Consider the following 17,996-nt stretch of genomic DNA (forward strand, 5'->3'; position numbering starts at 1 on the left):
CGCTAAACAAGTGATTGATCCCAAGTGGAAACACGACACGGTATTATTGCAGGAAGCCGTGTCAGCCTTGGATGTGCTGGCCGAGGGCATTTATGTCGACGGCACGTATGGTCGTGGCGGTCATTCTGCGCTGATTTTGGAACAGCTCAGTGTAAACGGACGTTTAATCGTCATTGATAAAGATCCGGTTGCCATTGAACACGCTCGCGCCCGTCATGCGGATGATCCGCGTGTGTTTGTCTGGCATGGTTCGTTCCGTGATTTTCCCGAAGCACTCAGTGCAGCGGGGGTGACGGATAAAGTCGACGGTATTTTGCTTGATTTGGGGGTGTCTTCCCCACAGTTGGATGACGCAGAACGTGGTTTCAGTTTTATGCGTGAAGGACAATTGGATATGCGCATGGATACGTCACGCGGTGACAGCGCTGCACAGTGGTTAAATCGCGCCGATGAGGCGGAGATTACCGATGTGCTGTGGCGTTACGGTGAAGAGCGCTTCTCACGCCAAATTGCCAAAGAAATTGTGCGCTCGCGTGTACAGCACCCCTTGGAAACCACAACACAACTGGCGGAGCTAATCGCTAGTGTGATTCGCAAGCGTGAGCCGGGTAAAAATCCCGCTACCCGCAGCTTTCAGGCGATACGTATCAAGGTAAATCAGGAACTGGATGATGTTGAAGCGTGCTTGCAACAAACGGTTGATTCTCTTGCCCCCGGCGGACGCTTGGTGGTCATCAGTTTCCATTCGTTGGAAGACCGCATTGTTAAACACTTCCTGCGTGATGTTTCCTCCCCGCCTCGGCTACCAAAAGGGTTGCCAATAATGCCTGAATTTGCCCAACCCCCTATGAAAATCCTTGGCAAAGCCAGCCGCGCTTCAGATGCTGAAGTTGATGCTAACGTGCGTTCTCGCAGCGCGATTATGCGAGTAGGAGAGCGTACTGCATGAGTCGTGGCGGCTTGTTAGGCTTATTACTGCTGTATGTGCTAGTGATTGGCATGGCATTGCTGGTGGTGGTTAATCGCCATCATTCGCGGGAATTGTTCGCTGAGTTACAACGCCTCGAAAAAGAGCGCGATGAACTCAGTGCCGATTGGAGCCGTTTAAAATTGGAACAAAGTACCTTACTCAATCAAGTGCATGTGGAAACGCGTTCCAAAGAGGTGCTGAAGATGCAAAAACCGTCTGCTGGTAATATTAAGGTGATACGCGAGTGAAGCGTAAACAATTGAAATCACCCGTTTTTCAAGGCAGACGGCTGTTCTTGATGCTGGCATTATTAGTGGTCATTGGTGGCTTGATGTTGCGTGCGGCATGGTTGGAAATTTTCCAGCAGGAATGGTTGCAGCAGCAAGCGGATAAGCGGCAGATGCGCGTGGTTACTGTGCCTGCTTACCGTGGCATGATTACCGATCGTAACGGTGATCCGATGGCGATCAGCTCCCCTGTTTCTTCCTTGTGGTGCAATCCACAAGATTTTTTGCGGGCGCGTGAGGACTTGCGGCATCAAGCGGCGCAAGTGCTGGGTGAGCCGCCACCTGCGGCTGCCAAGCCCGCATTGCTTGATGCTTACAATGCTGCACGCGGCGGGCGCGAAGTCGCCGCTGAAAAGCTTGCTAAACTTGAGGCGGGTTTGCAGCATATTGAACAAGAACTAGAACTGAAGCCAGGTGAATTATCCACCAAATTAGCGCAAGCCAGCGACAAGCAGTTTTTTTATTTAGGGCGGCAATTGTCACTGGAAACCGCGCAGTCGATTCTCGATCTAGATTTACCCGGTGTGGCGGCGACGCGTGAATACCGGCGTTATTATCCGCTGGCAGAAACGGCGGGGCACGTCGTTGGCATGACTAACATTGATGGCACGGGGATTGAAGGCATTGAAAAAGCCCAGAATGACTTGCTGGCGGGTAAAAACGGCAAAACCCGTGTGGTGCGTGATGCCAAAGGCAAATTAGTTGAGAGCGTCATCAGCGTGGAAGAAATGCAGCCGGGGCAAAACCTCCAACTGAGCATTGACCGCCGTATCCAATACCTCGCCTATAAAGAGCTGAAAACGCAAGTATCCCTGCTGAATGCTAAAGCAGGCTCGCTGGTGGTGCTGGATGCGCATAACGGTGAAATTTTAGCGATGGCGAATGTACCATCGTTCAATCCGAATAATCGCAAAGAACTCGAACCTTATTTGTACCGTAACCGTGCGGTGACGGATAAATCTGAACCGGGCTCAACCATTAAACCGCTGACCATTGCTGCGGCATTGGAGGCGCGTGCTATTGGCGCTGAAGTCGAAATCAATACCTCACCGGGGCAAATTAATTTTGGGAAATACAGCGTCAAAGACCCGAAAGATTACGGTTCAATTACCCTGCCGACCTTGCTAGCGAAGTCGAGTAACGTGGGGGCGAGTCGTGTGGCGTTGCTCATGAATGCGCGAGATCAGTGGATGTTCCTGAGTCGTGTCGGATTTGGCAGTGTGCCTAATGCGGGTTTTTCCGGTGAAACGGCGGGGCTGCTGACCAACTATACACAGTGGGGCAAGGTGGATCGTGCCTCCCACGGTTACGGTTATGGGCTGTCGTCGAGCTTATTGCAAATTGCTCATGCTTATGCGCCGTTTGCGGCGAATGGCGTGTTTATGCCGACCTCTATTTATAAGCTGAATAAACTCGATGTCGGGCAACAAGTCATGAGTCCCGATACGGTGCGTGCCGTGTTACGCATGATGGAAGCGGTAGTGCAAGACGGCGGTACGGGTGAAAAAGCGATGGTTGATGGCTACCGTGTAGCGGGTAAAACGGGTACGGCGTACAAGTATATCGATGGTCAATACCGTAACGATCGTTACCTGACCAGCTTTATTGGGGTTGCCCCCGCGAGTCGTCCACGTTTAGTGGTGGCGGTACAAATCGACGAACCGAAGACTGATGACAGCGGTGGTCGTGCTGCTGCCCCTGTATTCTCAAAGGTGATGGCGGAAGCACTGCGCTTGCTGGATGTGCCACCGGATAATTTACCCAGTGTAGCGCAACAGCCTACTGCACCCGCGCCAGCACCTGCGCAACCACCCCTACCCGCAATACCGTCTACTACGCCTACGGCAGGAGGGGCAACATGAAACATTCGCTCTCCCTACGTACTTTACTGGCAGGTATCGTAACGGAGGCTCCCGATATTCAGATCACCGGTTTGACGCTGGATAATCGCCACATTCAAGCGGGTATGGCATTTGTGGCATTGCGTGGTACGCGCCAGCATGGCTTGGCGTATGCGGAAGCGGCAGTGCAAGCGGGTGCTGCCGTGGTGCTGTACGAGCCAGAAGACGGTTTACAACAGCCACCCTTGTCGGTTGAATCAGTGCCTGTGCCTGCTTTGCGGGAACAGTTAGGCATACTCGCCGACCGTTTTAATGCTAGCCCTAGCGCCGAACTGTTCATGGTGGGTGTGACGGGTACAGATGGTAAAACCTCGGTCAGCCATTTCGTTGCCGAAGCCTTGAACGCTGCGGGGGCGGATGCGTCACGCACGGCGGTCATTGGTACGTTGGGTATCGGTTTGCCAGGGGCGTTACAGCCTGCGACGCATACCACGCCGGATGCGCTAACCGTGCATACGTTGCTACGTGACTTGCAAGCAAGCGGCTTTGGCACGGTAGCGATGGAAGTATCATCGCACGCGCTGGATCAAGGGCGTGTCAACGGCATTCGCTTTGATGTCGCGGTATTGACGAATTTGACCCGTGACCATTTGGATTACCACGGCACGGTCGAAGCCTATGCGGAAGCCAAGCGCAAATTATTCCATTGGTCTGATCTAAAGGCGGTGGTGCTGAATGTGGACGATGCGTTCGGGCGGCGTTTGGCGGCGGAAGTAGCTACACAGTCGCTCGCGATCATCGGTTACGGTGTTGGTGCAGTTGAGGACTATCCTGCGGGTACATTAGTAGCAACCGATCCGATATTTGACCACAGCGGTATTTGCGCCACAGTGGTGTACGGTCAAGAGACGGGGCTTTTGCAAGCGCCGGTATTGGGGCAATTCAATCTGCATAATTTGCTGGCAGCACTCGGCGTATTGTTGGCGAAAGGTGTGCCGTTCCACGCCGCTTTGCAGCGATTACAGGCGGTGTGGGTTGTGCCGGGGCGTATGGAACGGGTCATTGTAACGCCGCTCAGTGACCGTTTGGTGGTGGTGGATTACGCGCATACCCCCGGTGCGTTGCAGCAAGTCTTGAAGGCAGTGCGGGTGCATACGCGTGGACGTTTGCTGTGTGTGTTTGGCTGTGGCGGCGACCGTGATCGCGGTAAACGCCCGTTAATGGCAAAAATAGCTGAATCGGATGCTGACGTGGTGGTCATAACCGACGATAATCCGCGCTCTGAAAATCCGCAGCAGATATTTGAGGACATTATGCAAGGCATTCACAACAAAGCGAGCGTGACCTTAGAACACGACCGCGCACAAGCCATTCGCCTCGCCATTCGGCAAGCACAACCCGGCGACACCGTGTTAATCGCAGGCAAGGGTCATGAAACCGTACAAATTTTAGCGCATGGCACCGTGCCGTTTGATGACCGCCTCCAAGCAGCGCAAGCGTTGCAGGCGTGTGGCGCATGACGTGGCTAACGCTGGCGGACATCGCGCAGATGACAGGTGGCACGTTGACTGTTCCCTTCGACTTCGCTCAGGAAACGCCGATTGAACGGGTTGAACGTGATTCTCGCACTGTACAGGCGGGCGATTTATTCCTTGCGTTGCAGGGTGAACGTTTTGATGCACACGATTTTGTACCGCAAGTGGTAGGCAAAGCCAGTGCTGCGTTGGTATCCCGCGTCGTCGATGCCGCCATTCCTCAAGTCGTGGTCGATGATGTGCGCTTAGCGTTAGGGCGTTTAGCCGCAGCCTGGCGCAAGCATTTCTACCAACCACTGGTCGGTCTGACGGGCAGCAATGGCAAAACCACCCTGAAAGAAATGCTGGCAGCGATTCTCGCCAAACAAGGGCAAACCTTGGCAACGCTTGGCAATCTGAACAATGACATCGGTATGCCGTTAACGTTGCTGCGCTTGCGTGACAGCGATGCGTTTGCGGTGATCGAAATGGGTTCAAACCATTTCGGTGAAATTGATTACTTAACCCGTATTGCATGTCCGGATGTGGCGATTATTAATAATGCGGGTGCATCGCATTTGGAAGGCTTTGGTGACATTGCGGGGGTGGCGCGTGAAAAGGGCGACATCTGCAACGGTCTGAGCGCGAAGGGCGTGGCTATTTTGAATGCCGATGATACTTACGCGGATTATTGGCGTGGCTTAAATCCGCAGCGTACCGTATTGAGTTTTGGCATGAAAAATGCGGCGGATGTGCAGGGTATCAGTACTGTCGAGATACCTTTTGCTGTACAGGTACAAGGGCAAACCGTGCCAGTGAATTTGAAATTGCTGGGGCATCACAATCAGATGAATGCCTTGGCGGCGAGTGCTGCCGCTTTAGCTCTGGGGGTGAACCTCGCTACCATTTGTCAGGGACTGGAATCCTTACAGCCGGTGAAAGGGCGTTTAAACCCCAAAACAGGTCAGCATGGCGGTACAGTGATTGATGATACTTATAATGCAAACCCCAGTTCGACCGCCGCAGCGGTGGATGTTTTGGCGCGTTTGCCGGGCAGAAAAATCTTGGTATTGGGTGATATGGGCGAATTAGGTGATAACGGCGAGCAACTTCATGCCGCGATTGGTCAACAAGCAGCCGCAGCAGGGATTGATGCACTGTTTACCTTGGGGCAATTGAGTGCGAATGCCAGTGCAGCATTTGGTCAGTCTGCCGTGGCGTGTACTGACTTGGAAAGTTTGTTGACTGCGTTGCAACCTACCTTGCAGCCCGGTGATACCGTGTTGGTGAAAGGTTCGCGTTCCGCACGGATGGAACGCGTAGTAGATGCACTGACAGCCGTGGCTGTGAAGGAGGCTGCGTAATGTTGGTGTGGCTATTTGATTACCTAAGCGATTTTTACCGTGGTTTCGGCGTCTTCCAATACCTGACATTGCGCTCTATTTTGGGCTTGTTAACCGCGCTGTTCATTGCGTTGTGGACGGGTCCTGGCATGATTCGCGCCTTAACCCGTTTGAAGATTGGGCAATACATCCGTGAAGATGGCCCGCAGCACCAAATGAAGGCGGGTACGCCGACGATGGGTGGGGTGATGATTATTCTGGCGATTGCCGTGGCAACGTTGTTGTGGGCAGATTTGGATAATCACTACGTGTGGGTGGTGCTGTTTGTCACTGTCGGGTTTGGTTTGGTCGGTGGCTTAGATGATTACATCAAGCTCAAAATGCGTCGTAATATGGGTCTGACGGCACGGCAAAAATACGTGGGGCTGAGTTTGATCGGCTTTGCGGCGGCGGTGTATCTGTTTATGGCGGCAGAAACCACCACCGAAACCACGTTTTTCTTGCCCGTTTTTAAAGATGCGCATTGGCAAATGGGTTGGTTGTTTATTCCGTGGGTGTATTTGGTCATCGTCGGTTCGAGCAATGCGGTGAATTTAACCGATGGCTTGGATGGTTTGGCGATTATGCCGACAATTTTGGTCGCGGGTGGTTTGGGTATTTTTGCTTACGTCAGTGGACACGCCACCATTTCCAGTTATTTGGGTGTGCCGCGTGTGGCGGGCGCAGGTGAGTTGTTGGTGTTCTGCACGGCTATTTTTGGCGCAGGCTTGGGATTCTTGTGGTTTAACACCTACCCTGCGCAAGTGTTCATGGGTGATGTCGGCGCATTGGCGTTGGGTGCAGCACTTGGCATTGTGGCAGTGATTGTCCGGCAAGAAATCGTCTTAGCAATCATGGGTGGGATTTTCGTATTGGAAACCCTTTCGGTGATCTTGCAAGTCGGGTATTTCAAAGCCACGGACGGCAAGCGCATTTTTCGCATGGCACCGCTGCACCATCACTACGAGAAAAAAGGTTGGCCTGAACCACGGGTCATTGTGCGCTTCTGGATCATTACCGTGATTTTGGTAATGGTCGGTTTGGCAACGTTGAAGATTCGGTAACGCATGGGTAACGCAAGTATGACAACGCAAGCGCATCACTGGCAAACGCTGGTCGTCGGTCTCGGTCAAACCGGGTTGTCAGTCGCACGGCATTTACAAGCGCGTGGCGTGGCGTTTGCGGTGGTGGATAGCCGTGCGAATCCACCGGGCAAGGACGAGTTGCTGGCAGAGTTTCCTAATACGCCGTATCACTTCGGGGCGTTTGCCGAAGCAGCCGACTGGTTTGCAAGTGCTGCCACGTTGGTGGTTAGCCCCGGTATTGCGATTGCGACCCCCGAAATTGCGTCAGCAGGCAAGCGCGGCGCGGCACTCATCGGCGACATCGAGTTGTTCGTGCGTGAAGCCAAAGCACCCGTGATTGCGATTACCGGCTCTAACGGCAAAAGCAGCGTGACCACTTTGGTCGATCTGATGGCGCAAAAAGCGGGGATGAAGTCTTACGCAGGCGGTAATCTAGGCTATGCCGCGCTGGATTTGCTAGCGCAACCAACCCCAGATTTGTACGTGATGGAGCTTTCCAGCTTCCAGTTGGAAACCACGCATTCCTTGAAAGCAGTGTCGGCGGTGGTTTTAAACGTTAGTGAAGACCACATGGATAGATACCCCAGCTTTGCAGATTATGCGGCCACCAAGCAAATTGCGTACCAACATTGCGGATGTGCGGTAGTAAACCGTGACGATGCGGTGGTCATAGCGATGCTTGATAGCGTGAAACCTAGCTGTAGCGTCAGTTTTGGCTTAAACATTCCGACGGACGGTCAATATGGTATTCGTGAATTTAATGGTAAACGCTGGCTAGCGCAAGGTGAAACCTTGTTACTGGCAGTGGATGAGATGAAATTGCCTGGTGAACATAACGACGCAAATGCACTGGCAGCATTGGCATTGGGTGCAGCGGCGGGGATTCCATTGGCAGGTATGTTAGCTGCTTTGCGCGAATTCACAGGATTGTCGCACCGTACTCAGTGGGTGCGCGAACGTGCGGGTGTGAACTGGTACAACGATTCCAAGGGTACGAATGTGGGGGCAACGCTGGCGGCATTGGCGGGTTTGCCTGGTAAAACCGTATTGATTGCGGGTGGGCAGGGCAAGGGTGCGGATTTTGCGCCGTTGCGTCCGGTGGCGGCGGAAAAAGCACGTGCACTGGTATTGATCGGCGAAGATCGCGCCAAGCTGGCGGCGGTGGTGGAAGGCTACGCACCGTATGTGTTTGCAAGCGATATGGCGGAAGCGGTGACAGTAGCGGCTGATTTGGCGCAAGCAGGGGACAATGTATTGCTGTCTCCGGCGTGTGCCAGCTTCGATATGTTTAAAGGCTATGCGCATCGCGGTGATGTGTTTAGCGCTGCGGTGAGGAGCTTACCATGAGCGCGATACCTGCTAGTCCGCTGGAAACGGTTGATACGAACCCTTGGGTGCGTTACGTGGATCGTGACTTGCTGATTGCGTTGCTCGCCATTATTGGTATTGGCATTGTTATGCTGGCTTCCGCGTCGATGTGGGTTGCACAAAAGCAATATGACGACCCGTATTTTTACCTGCAACGTCAGTTGTTTTACCTGATGCTGGGGTTGTGTATGGCGATTGCTATGTACCAGATTCGCGTGGATTTCTGGCAGCAACTCGGTGTGAAGCTGTTACCGCTGGTGCTGGCATTGTTGGTGCTGGTACTGATTCCGGGCATTGGTAAGGAAGTGAACGGCAGCCGTCGCTGGTTGAACTTTGGTTTTATGGCGGTGCAAGTGTCCGAAATGGCGAAACTGATTATGTTGCTGTATTTGTCAGGCTATTTGATTCGACATGGTAAAGATTTATCGACGTCACCCTCGCATCAGCCTTTGCTGATTCCGTTGTTGGTACTGGGTTTGACGGGCGGGTTGCTGTTGTTAGAACCGGATTTCGGTTCAACCATTGTTATCTTTGTGACGGGTTTGGCGTTGTTGTTTCTCGGTGGTGTGCCGTTGAAGCGTTTAGGCATTTTGCTCGGCGGGGCTATTCTGGTGATGATTCCGGTATCCATGATGGGGTATCGCGGTGATCGTTGGGATGCATTGATGAATCCGTGGGCGCATGAAGCCGACAAGGGTTATCAGACCGTACATTCCTTGATGGCGATTGGTGATGGCGGTTGGTTTGGCAATGGGCTGGGTGGCAGTATCCAGAAGTTGTTCTACCTGCCGGAAGCGCACAATGACTTTATTTTCTCGATTTTGGCGGAAGAATTCGGCTTTATCGGGATGCTAGTGGTGCTGTGTTTGTATGGCTGGCTGGTGATGCGTGCCTTTGTGATTGGTTTTCAAGCCGACAAGGTGGGCAAACATTTCGGCGCTTATGTCGCTTACGGCATCGGTTTTTGGATTGGTTTTCAAGTCATTCTGCACATTGGGGTCAACTTGGCAGTGTTGCCACCGAAAGGTTTGACCTTGCCGCTGATGAGTTACGGCGGCAGTAGTTTGATGATTACGTTGGCGGCATTGGCGTTGCTGATGCGCGTACACCGTGAAACCCAGCTTGCGCAGTTTGGTTTGCCGGAGCGCCGTGTGCTCAAGCCAACCAAAGTGCGTCCTGTAAAGAGGACAGCCCGTGGCGAATAAAATACAACGCCCTATTATGATTACCGCTGGTGGCACGGGTGGACACGTTTACCCCGGACTAGCGGTGGCGCGTGCATTAATTGCGCAAGGTATCCCCGTGGTGTGGATGGGAACGCGTAAAGGTTTGGAAGCACGCGTGATTCCTGAAGCAGGTATTGAAATGGCGTGGCTGGATGTGAACGGTTTGCGTGGCAAAGGCTGGCAAACCTTGCTGCTCGCACCCGTGAATCTAATGCGTGCGTTGTGGCAATCGGTACAGATCATGCGCACGTACAAGCCTGCGGCGGTATTGGGCATGGGCGGTTTTGTCGCGGGTCCTGGCGGTTTGATGGCGGCGTTGCTGGGTACACCAGTCGTGATCCATGAACAGAATGCGGTGGCAGGTTTAACCAATAAATTGCTGTCGCGCTTTTGCCGTCGCGTATTGGAAGGTTTTCCGGGGACGTTTGCCAGCAGCCAGAAAGTCATGGCAACGGGCAACCCCGTGCGTTTGGATATTGCCAGCTTGTCCGCTCCGCTGGAACGTTTGGCAGATCGCGACGACCAACCCGTCCACATTCTGGTCGTCGGCGGTAGCCTCGGCGCACAAGCCTTAAACCAAATTGTGCCGCAAGCCTTGGCGCAATTCGCTACCGCTAGCCGCCCTGTAGTGCGTCATCAAGCCGGTGTGAAAAACATTGATGCGGCACGTAGCGCATACGCCGCCGCTGCTGTGGATGCGGAGGTGATGCCGTTCATCGAAGACATGGCGGAAGCCTACGCGTGGGCAGATTTGGTGATTTGTCGCTCCGGTGCGCTGACGATTGCGGAATTAGCCGCAACGGGTGTTGCTGCGTTACTTGTGCCGTACCCTTATGCCGTGGATGATCACCAGACGGCTAATGCGAAATATCTGGCGGATAATGGCGCGGCGTTGCTGCTGCAACAACGTGATTTAACGGCCGATACATTGGCGGGTGTCTTGAAAGCTTTATGTGCTGACCGTGCACAGTTGCGGCAGATGAGCGTGGCGTCGCGTGCGCTAGCAAAGCCTCATGCGACTGCACAAGTTGCTGCCATTTGCGCGGCGTATGCCGGTTACGACTTCAATAACAATGCAGGAAAACAACAATGAAAATTGGGAATGACGATCTGGCTCGCAAACGCATCAACCGCTTACATTTCATCGGTATCGGTGGTGCGGGTATGGGCGGGATTGCCGAGGTCGTGGCTAATTTGGGCTACAACGTATCCGGTTCGGATGTGGCAGAAGGGGCAATGACGCGCCGCCTGCAATCGCTGGGTATCACTGTTTACAAAGGTCATGCGGCGGAAAACGTCGAGGGCGCGGACGTAATTGTGGTGTCTACCGCGATTGATAACGCTAACCCTGAAATCGTCGCAGCGCGTGAAAAACGTTTACCGATTGTGCGCCGTGCGGAAATGTTGGCAGAGCTGATGCGTTTTCGTCAGGGCATTGCGGTTGCTGGGACACACGGTAAAACCACCACGACTAGCTTAACCACGAGCTTGCTGGTAGAAGGTGGTATGGATCCGACTTACGTGATCGGTGGCAAACTAAATAGTTCCGCCAGCAATTCCAAGCTAGGCACAGGTGAATATCTGGTGGCGGAGGCGGATGAAAGCGATGCGTCATTCCTGCACCTGCAACCGATGATTGCGGTGGTCACGAATATCGACGAAGACCATATGTCAACCTATGGCAACGATTTCAATAAGTTGAAGCAAACCTTCGTGGAGTTTTTGCATCACTTGCCGTTCTACGGGTTGGCGGTATTGTGCGTGGATGACGAGTATGTGCGCGAAATTATGCCGGATGTGGGGCGTCCTATTGTCACTTACGGCATTGATCAGGAGGCGGATGTACGTGCCACGAATGTGCGTTTTGTGGGGACACAAAGTCATTTCAGCGTACAGTGTGTGAAAGGCAACCGCACGTTGGAGATCGTGCTGAACTTGCCGGGGCGTCATAACGTCTTGAATGCGTTGGCGGCGATTGCGATTGCGGCGGAATTGGATGTGTCTGACCAAGCGATTATGGACGGTTTACGCAAGTTTGATGGTGTCGGTCGTCGTTTCCAGCAATACGGTGATATTACCTTTGCGCTGGGCAAATCCGCGACGTTAGTGGATGACTACGGGCATCACCCGCGTGAAATGAAAGCGACTTTGGATGCAGTGCGTAACGCATGGCCGACGCGTCGTTTGGTGCAAGTCTTCCAACCGCACCGTTACACACGTACCCGTGACTTGTTTGAAGATTTTGCACAAGTCTTGTCAGAAACGGACGTGCTGGTGCTGATGGATGTGTATCCGGCTAGCGAACAGCCGATTCCGGGCGCTGACGGGCGTGCCTTGGCGCGTGCGATTCGTATCCGTGGCAAGGTAGACCCTATTTTTGTGACCGACGTGGAAGACGTACCGGGTGTGTTGAAGCATGTGTTGCAAGACGGTGACATTATTTTGACGCAAGGCGCAGGCAGCGTGGGCGCATTAGCCGCCGGTTTGCCTGAAAAATTGAGCCTGAAGGCAGGTGACGTATGAATGCAACGTTACACCAAAAATTCGGCAAGGTAGCAGTCCTGTACGGTGGTTGGGCGGCGGAACGCCCCGTTTCCTTGAAAAGTGGCGCGGCGGTGCTGGCGGCATTGCAAGCTAGCGGTGTGGATGCGCACGGTATTGATGTTGACCGTAACATTATTAAGATACTTCAAGAAGGGGGTTTTGATCGTGTATTTAACATCCTGCATGGCGCAGGCGGTGAAGATGGAGTATTGCAAGGCGCATTAGAAATCCTTGGTATTCCGTACACGGGCTGCGGCGTGATGGCATCGGCGATCAGCATGGATAAGCTTATGACCAAACGGGTCTGGGCGGGGGCAGGTTTGCCAACGCCTGCTTACCGTGTGCTGACAGCCACGACGGATTTTGATGCCGTGGTGGCGGAGTTGGGTTTGCCGCTGATGGTGAAGCCAGCGACCGAAGGTTCGAGCATTGGCATGAGTAAGGTAAAAGCGGCGGCTGAGCTGGCAGGTGCTTATCACAAAGCAGCGGAATGCAGCACGGTAGTCATTGCTGAGCAATGGATTAGCGGTGCGGAATACACTGCTGGTATCGTTGCAGGTGAATCATTGCCCCTGATTCGCTTGGAAGTGCCGGGTGAATTTTACGATTACCAAGCCAAATATATTTCGGATGATACCCGTTATTTCTGCCCGTGTGGCTTGGAGAGTGTCGAAGAACAAGCCATGCAAACACTGGCACAGCAAGCATTCGCTGCTGTAGGTGGACGTGGTTGGGGGCGCGTGGATTTGATGCGTGATGCCCAAGGTAAAGCATGGTTGATTGAGGTCAATACCAATCCTGGTATGACCGATCACAGTTTAGTGCCGATGGGTGCTCGTGCCATTGGAATGGATTTTAACGCGTTAGTCGTGCGCATCTTGGAGACAACCCTGTAATGGTAACCCCACGCCGTCAAACAATTAACAAACGTACCGTGCCTTCTTCAGGTTTTCATCTGACGGATGTACCGCCACGTTTGTTGAAATTGATTGCGGCGTTTGTGGTGTTATTGATGTTGCTGGCGGGCGTACTGGGAGTACGCGCTATGCTGAATAACCCAGAAAACCTACCTATTAGCAAGATTGATCTTCAAGGCGACCGTAAATTTATTAAAGATACTGATTTACGTGCGGTTATTGATAAATACAAGCAAACCAATTTGCACCTGCTGGATGCGGATGCGTTGAAAGCGGATTTGGAAACCTTGCCTTGGGTACGTTCGATTACATTGCGTAAGGCCTGGCCTGATCAGTTGATTGTCATGGTTGAAGAACAATCGCCGGTGGCTTTCTGGGGGCGTGAGCGGTTGATGAATAAATACGGTGAGTTGTTTGTTGCCGAATTACCCTCCATGCGCGGTGTATTTCCGACACTTTATAGCCCGGAAGATAATGGACGTAAAATGGGTGAACGTTATTTGAGCGTCAAGGAATGGCTGAAAGGGCTACCGTTGGAGTTATCCGAACTGACTGAGGATGAAGGTGGCTCGTGGCGGGTTAAAATAAAAGAAGGGCCAGAGGTGATGATCGGCAGTGAAAACCAAGCACTGCGGATGCAGCGGTTCAGGGTTGGTTTTCAGCAAGAACTAGCCAAAAAACTCAATAATATACGGCGGGTTGATTTGCGTTATACCAACGGTTTTGCAGTGGAATGGAAAAAATCCCCAGTCGGCTCGCGGGATTCAACGGACGGAGTCGCAGGAGTGAGTGATGTCAAAGAAAGAACATAACGTGATTGTAGCGCTGGATCTGGGTACATCGAAAGTGGTGGCGTTGGTCGGCGAAATCAATGACGCCGGACGCTTGGAAATCATTGGTCTGGGGTCATATCCGTCACGCGGCATGAAAAAAGGTGTGGTGGTGAATATTGAATCCACTATTCAGTCGATTCAACGCGCCGTAGAAGAAGCCGAATTGATGGCGGGCATCCAGATTCGCACCGTGTACGTGGGGATTGCAGGGAGTCATGTGCGTAGCCTCAATTCCAATGGGATCGTGGCGATTAAAGATAAAGAAGTGACTATTGGTGATGTGGAGCGGGTCATGGATGCGGCGCGTGCTGTGGCAGTGCCTGCTGATCAGCGTATTCTGCATGTCTTGCCGCAAGAGTATATCATTGATCAGCAAGAAGGTATTCGTGAACCAATTGGCATGTCGGGGGTACGTATGGAAGCCCGCGTGCATCTCGTCACTGCTGCGCACAGTGCCGCGCAAAATCTGGTTAAATGTGTAGAACGTTGCGGTCTACACGTTGAAGACATCATTCTGGAGCAAGTTGCGTCCAGTTACGCGGTGTTGGAAGAAGATGAGAAAGAGCTAGGCGTGTGCCTAGTCGATATTGGTGGTGGTACGAGTGACATTGCGGTGTTCATGAATGGTTCAATCCATCACACGGCGGTGATTCCGATTGCGGGTGATCAAGTCACCAATGATATTGCGATGGCGGTGCGTACACCGACACAGCACGCCGAAGAGATTAAGATTAAATACGGTCGGGCGTTACGTCAGCTTGTCGAGGAAGATGAGTTGATCGAAGTACCCGGTGTTGGGGAGCGTGAACCACGTAGCTTGTCAGTGCAAACACTGTCATCCGTGATCGAACCCCGCTACGAAGAATTGTTTTCACTCGTGCTTCAGGAACTGCGTCGCAGCGGTTACGAAGAACGCATTGGTGCTGGCATTGTGTTGACAGGCGGCTCTTCCAAAATGCGCGGTGTGCGTGAGTTGGCAGAAGAAGTCTTTCATATGCCCGTGCGGATCGGTATGCCCCGCAATATCGGCGGCTTACGCGGTGAAGTTGAAAACCCTATCCATTCCACTGGGGTAGGACTACTGCTGTACGGGATGGCGCAGCAGGCATATGGGACCAAGCGGAACGGCTCTACCACGGTGAGTGTCATGTCATCATCAACGGATGATGGTTGGTGGGATCGCTTGAAAAGCTGGTTTAACGGTAATTTTTAACAGTCGGAGATACGGGCATGTTTGAATTAATGGATAGTGCAGCCAAAGGTGCTGCAATCAAAGTTATTGGTGTCGGCGGTGGCGGTGGCAATGCTGTCAAGCACATGCTGGCATCCGGTATCGAAGGTGTCGAATATATCTGTGCCAATACCGATTCCCAAGCCCTGTCAGGCATTGGAGTCAAAAGCGTCCTGCAATTGGGCACATCGTTGACCAAAGGTCTGGGTGCGGGTGCAAACCCTGAAATCGGGCGGGAAGCCGCCATTGAAGACCGTGAGCGCATCAAAGAACTGGTTAGCGGCACGGATATGTTGTTCATTACTGCCGGTATGGGTGGTGGTACAGGTACGGGTGCTGCGCCAGTCATCGCTGAAATTGCGCGTGACATGGGTATTCTGACCGTGGCAGTAGTAACACGTCCGTTCCTGATGGAAGGTTCACGCCGCAAGAAGTCTGCCGATGCGGGGATTGCGGAGTTGCACAAGCATGTTGATTCCCTGATTACTATTCCGAACCAGAAGTTGCTGACTTCGTTGGGTAAGAATGTGTCGTTGATGTCAGCGTTTGAAGCGGCTAACGATGTATTACTCAAAGCGGTACAGGGCATTGCGGAATTGATCACCAACCCCGGTCTGATCAACGTGGACTTTGCTGACGTGCGTGCAGTCATGTGCAACGGTGGTGTGACCATGATGGGGTCTGGTGAAGCGCAAGGCGAAGACCGCGCTTCTAAAGCTGCCCAAATGGCAATTTCCAGCCCACTGTTGGAAGACATCCGTTTGGATGGTTCACACGGTATTCTGGTGAGCATCAGCGGTGGCATGGATATGACCATGCACGAGTTTGAGGAAGTTGGCTCTGTCGTAGGGCAGTTTGCTGCCGATGATGCGAATGTGATCATTGGTACAACCTTGAACCCTGAGCTGGGCGATAAAATCCGTGTCACGATTGTGGCGACAGGCTTGGAAGAAGCGGGTTTAACGACAGCGACACGTCCTGCGTTGTCCGTGGTGAGCCAGCAGCAACCCACCCGTGGGATGGATCGTCATGATCGCGGAATGGATCGTCATGCCCAGCAGCAAGCCGTGCTGAATGAGCAACGCAATCGGGTACGTGATTTACCGCCCGTTGAATTGGCGCGTGATATTCCCGGCGTGAAATCTTATGGACGCGATACGGCTTATAGCTCGCGTGGTATTGAAAGCAGCTTGGATATTCCCGCGTTCCTGCGTAAGCAGGCTGACTAAGGTTTAGTACTTGTTTCGTTGATAAATCGACATGCCCGTCGCGGCATTGGGGGAACGCCCCAATGCCAACGGAGTACCTGTCGGGCAGTTTTTTAGAAAATGTTGAAACTTGTTCAGACTGTAACAAGTCATATCGACTAGACTTCACCTATTCTAAAAAGTAACGCGCCAACAACGAAAGGGAGTATACCTTGTTAAGGCAACGGACATTAAAAGCAACGGTATCAACGCTTGGTATCGGTTTGCACTCTGGCAAAAAAGTCTCGATGACTTTACGCCCCGCACCGTCTAATACCGGCATTGTGTTTCGCCGGATTGATATGAATCCCCCCGCGTTGATCGAGCTTCACCCTGAACGGGTAGGCGAGACCATGCTTTGTACCGCTTTAATTGACAAAGACGCAAGGGTTTCGACCATTGAACACTTGCTGTCGGCATTAGCCGGTTTAGGTATCGACAATCTGTACGTGGATTTGGATGCCGCTGAAATTCCCATTATGGATGGCAGTGCCGCTCCCTTCCTTTACTTGTTATTGTCGACAGGTATTGAAGAATTGAAAGCACCTAAGCGCTTCATTCGTATCAAAAAAACGTTAGAAGTGAGTCGTGGTACGGGTTGGGCAAAGTTGTTGCCGTATGCTGGTTTCAAAGCCAGTTTCGAGATCGAATTTGATCATCCAGCGGTGAGTGCCACCGGACAATCTTTGGAAATCGACTTTTCGCGCCAAGCGTATGCGAGCGAAATTGCGCGGGCGCGGACGTTCGGTTTCATGCGTGATGTTGAAATGCTGCGTTCCCGTAATCTGGGCTTAGGCGGTAGTTTGGAAAACGCCATTGTGCTGGATGAATTTCGTGTATTAAATCAGGATGGTTTACGTTATAGCGACGAGTTTATTCGCCATAAAATTTTGGATGCGATTGGTGATTTATATACCTTAGGTCACGGTATTATTGGTGCTTATGTTGGTTATAAATCGGGTCATGCCATTAATAATTTGCTGGCGCGTGAATTGCTGCAACAACAAGATGCGTGGGAAATGGTCACGCTCGACAATAAACAAAAAGAACAAGCGATCTTTGCGGACAGTTACGTGTATGCGAGCATTTAAACGCGTGGTCGACTGAGTGTCTTGGCAAGTCGCGTTACGGCATCACTAAGTTCTTTATCTTCAATGCCTTGGGCGATACTTTGCATAATGTGTGCAGCATGGTTAGAGGTGCGGAAATCGCCCATTTTTTGCTCGGTACTTGCAAGATGTAAGCCGATGACCTTAATATCAATGCCGCGAATGTTAATGTTTAAGCATTTGCTTAAATATTTGCATAACAAGTGCTGCTGAAAGCGGGCTTGCGTAGCAAAATGAGGGTCGTCGGTGAGGAGTGTTATGCGTTGGTTTTTCAACAAAGGCCAAAAGCGATTTTCAACAGAAATGGAAAAGAAGTGAGCAATGATTTCTGCAAGTGTGTCCATTTGGTGAAGTTTTTGATCAACACTTCGGTTAATCAGTTGATTGATTTTTTTCATCGTATTTGTTTCTCCCCCGAAACCAGTAATCTTCTATTATAAAC

At 52.2% G+C, this 17,996-nt stretch carries 16 protein-coding genes; 15 read left to right on the plus strand and 1 reads right to left on the minus strand.

Annotation, left to right across the window (positions count from 1 at the left end; all coding sequences use genetic code 11):
- Positions 1 to 10: 10 nt before the first annotated feature.
- The 15 genes from rsmH (at position 11) to lpxC (ending at position 17,536) form a co-directional block, all read left to right on the plus strand.
- Positions 11 to 949, plus strand: a complete 939-nt coding sequence (gene rsmH / locus J1836_RS16880) for a 16S rRNA (cytosine(1402)-N(4))-methyltransferase RsmH (RefSeq protein ID WP_207252286.1) — start codon at positions 11 to 13, stop codon at positions 947 to 949.
- Positions 946 to 1,218 carry a cell division protein FtsL gene (gene ftsL / locus J1836_RS16885; RefSeq protein WP_207252287.1) on the plus strand — a complete coding sequence of 91 codons (273 nt, stop codon included), beginning with the start codon at positions 946 to 948 and terminating at the stop codon, positions 1,216 to 1,218. Before rsmH ends, ftsL begins: the two co-directional genes overlap by 4 nt.
- On the plus strand, positions 1,215 to 3,119 hold the full coding sequence (locus J1836_RS16890) for a peptidoglycan D,D-transpeptidase FtsI family protein (RefSeq protein WP_242632897.1): 1,905 nt from the start codon (positions 1,215 to 1,217) through the stop codon (positions 3,117 to 3,119). Before ftsL ends, J1836_RS16890 begins: the two co-directional genes overlap by 4 nt.
- On the plus strand, positions 3,116 to 4,618 hold the full coding sequence (locus J1836_RS16895) for a UDP-N-acetylmuramoyl-L-alanyl-D-glutamate--2,6-diaminopimelate ligase (protein ID WP_207252288.1): 1,503 nt from the start codon (positions 3,116 to 3,118) through the stop codon (positions 4,616 to 4,618). The genes J1836_RS16890 and J1836_RS16895 overlap by 4 nt, the downstream gene beginning before the upstream one ends.
- Complete coding sequence (locus J1836_RS16900; protein ID WP_207252289.1) at positions 4,615 to 5,976, plus strand: UDP-N-acetylmuramoyl-tripeptide--D-alanyl-D-alanine ligase; 1,362 nt, start codon at positions 4,615 to 4,617, stop codon at positions 5,974 to 5,976. Before J1836_RS16895 ends, J1836_RS16900 begins: the two co-directional genes overlap by 4 nt.
- Positions 5,976 to 7,058 carry a phospho-N-acetylmuramoyl-pentapeptide-transferase gene (gene mraY / locus J1836_RS16905; protein WP_207252290.1) on the plus strand — a complete coding sequence of 361 codons (1,083 nt, stop codon included), beginning with the start codon at positions 5,976 to 5,978 and terminating at the stop codon, positions 7,056 to 7,058. The genes J1836_RS16900 and mraY overlap by 1 nt, the downstream gene beginning before the upstream one ends.
- A gap of 18 nt (positions 7,059 to 7,076) precedes the next feature.
- Positions 7,077 to 8,426: a UDP-N-acetylmuramoyl-L-alanine--D-glutamate ligase gene (gene murD / locus J1836_RS16910; protein WP_207252291.1), complete on the plus strand. Its 1,350-nt coding sequence runs from the start codon at positions 7,077 to 7,079 to the stop codon at positions 8,424 to 8,426.
- Complete coding sequence (gene ftsW, locus J1836_RS16915; protein WP_207252292.1) at positions 8,423 to 9,652, plus strand: putative lipid II flippase FtsW; 1,230 nt, start codon at positions 8,423 to 8,425, stop codon at positions 9,650 to 9,652. The genes murD and ftsW overlap by 4 nt, the downstream gene beginning before the upstream one ends.
- Positions 9,642 to 10,766: an undecaprenyldiphospho-muramoylpentapeptide beta-N-acetylglucosaminyltransferase gene (gene murG / locus J1836_RS16920; RefSeq protein WP_242632898.1), complete on the plus strand. Its 1,125-nt coding sequence runs from the start codon at positions 9,642 to 9,644 to the stop codon at positions 10,764 to 10,766. The genes ftsW and murG overlap by 11 nt, the downstream gene beginning before the upstream one ends.
- Positions 10,763 to 12,196 (plus strand): UDP-N-acetylmuramate--L-alanine ligase, encoded by a 1,434-nt coding sequence (gene murC, locus J1836_RS16925; protein WP_207252293.1) that lies wholly within the window; start codon positions 10,763 to 10,765, stop codon positions 12,194 to 12,196. Before murG ends, murC begins: the two co-directional genes overlap by 4 nt.
- Entirely contained in the window at positions 12,193 to 13,113 is a 921-nt protein-coding gene (locus J1836_RS16930; RefSeq protein ID WP_207252294.1) for a D-alanine--D-alanine ligase, read from the plus strand. The genes murC and J1836_RS16930 overlap by 4 nt, the downstream gene beginning before the upstream one ends.
- Positions 13,113 to 13,946: a cell division protein FtsQ/DivIB gene (locus tag J1836_RS16935; RefSeq protein WP_207252295.1), complete on the plus strand. Its 834-nt coding sequence runs from the start codon at positions 13,113 to 13,115 to the stop codon at positions 13,944 to 13,946. Before J1836_RS16930 ends, J1836_RS16935 begins: the two co-directional genes overlap by 1 nt.
- Positions 13,927 to 15,180, plus strand: coding sequence for a cell division protein FtsA (gene ftsA, locus J1836_RS16940; RefSeq protein ID WP_207252296.1), 1,254 nt, complete (start codon positions 13,927 to 13,929; stop codon positions 15,178 to 15,180). Before J1836_RS16935 ends, ftsA begins: the two co-directional genes overlap by 20 nt.
- A 17-nt stretch (positions 15,181 to 15,197) precedes the next feature.
- Entirely contained in the window at positions 15,198 to 16,427 is a 1,230-nt protein-coding gene (ftsZ, locus tag J1836_RS16945; RefSeq protein ID WP_207252297.1) for a cell division protein FtsZ, read from the plus strand.
- A 191-nt stretch (positions 16,428 to 16,618) separates the two neighbouring features.
- The gene (gene lpxC / locus J1836_RS16950; RefSeq protein WP_207252298.1) at positions 16,619 to 17,536 is read left to right on the plus strand and encodes a UDP-3-O-acyl-N-acetylglucosamine deacetylase; all 918 of its coding nucleotides are present in this window, start codon (positions 16,619 to 16,621) and stop codon (positions 17,534 to 17,536) included.
- On the opposite strand, the gene J1836_RS16955 is transcribed toward lpxC, so the two are convergent.
- A complete protein-coding gene (locus J1836_RS16955) occupies positions 17,533 to 17,952 on the minus strand; it encodes a hypothetical protein (RefSeq protein ID WP_207252299.1) in 420 nt (139 codons plus the stop codon). The genes lpxC and J1836_RS16955 overlap by 4 nt on opposite strands.
- Positions 17,953 to 17,996 lie beyond the last annotated feature (44 nt).

Source organism: Thiothrix fructosivorans, from assembly GCF_017349355.1.
GTDB lineage: Bacteria > Pseudomonadota > Gammaproteobacteria > Thiotrichales > Thiotrichaceae > Thiothrix > Thiothrix fructosivorans.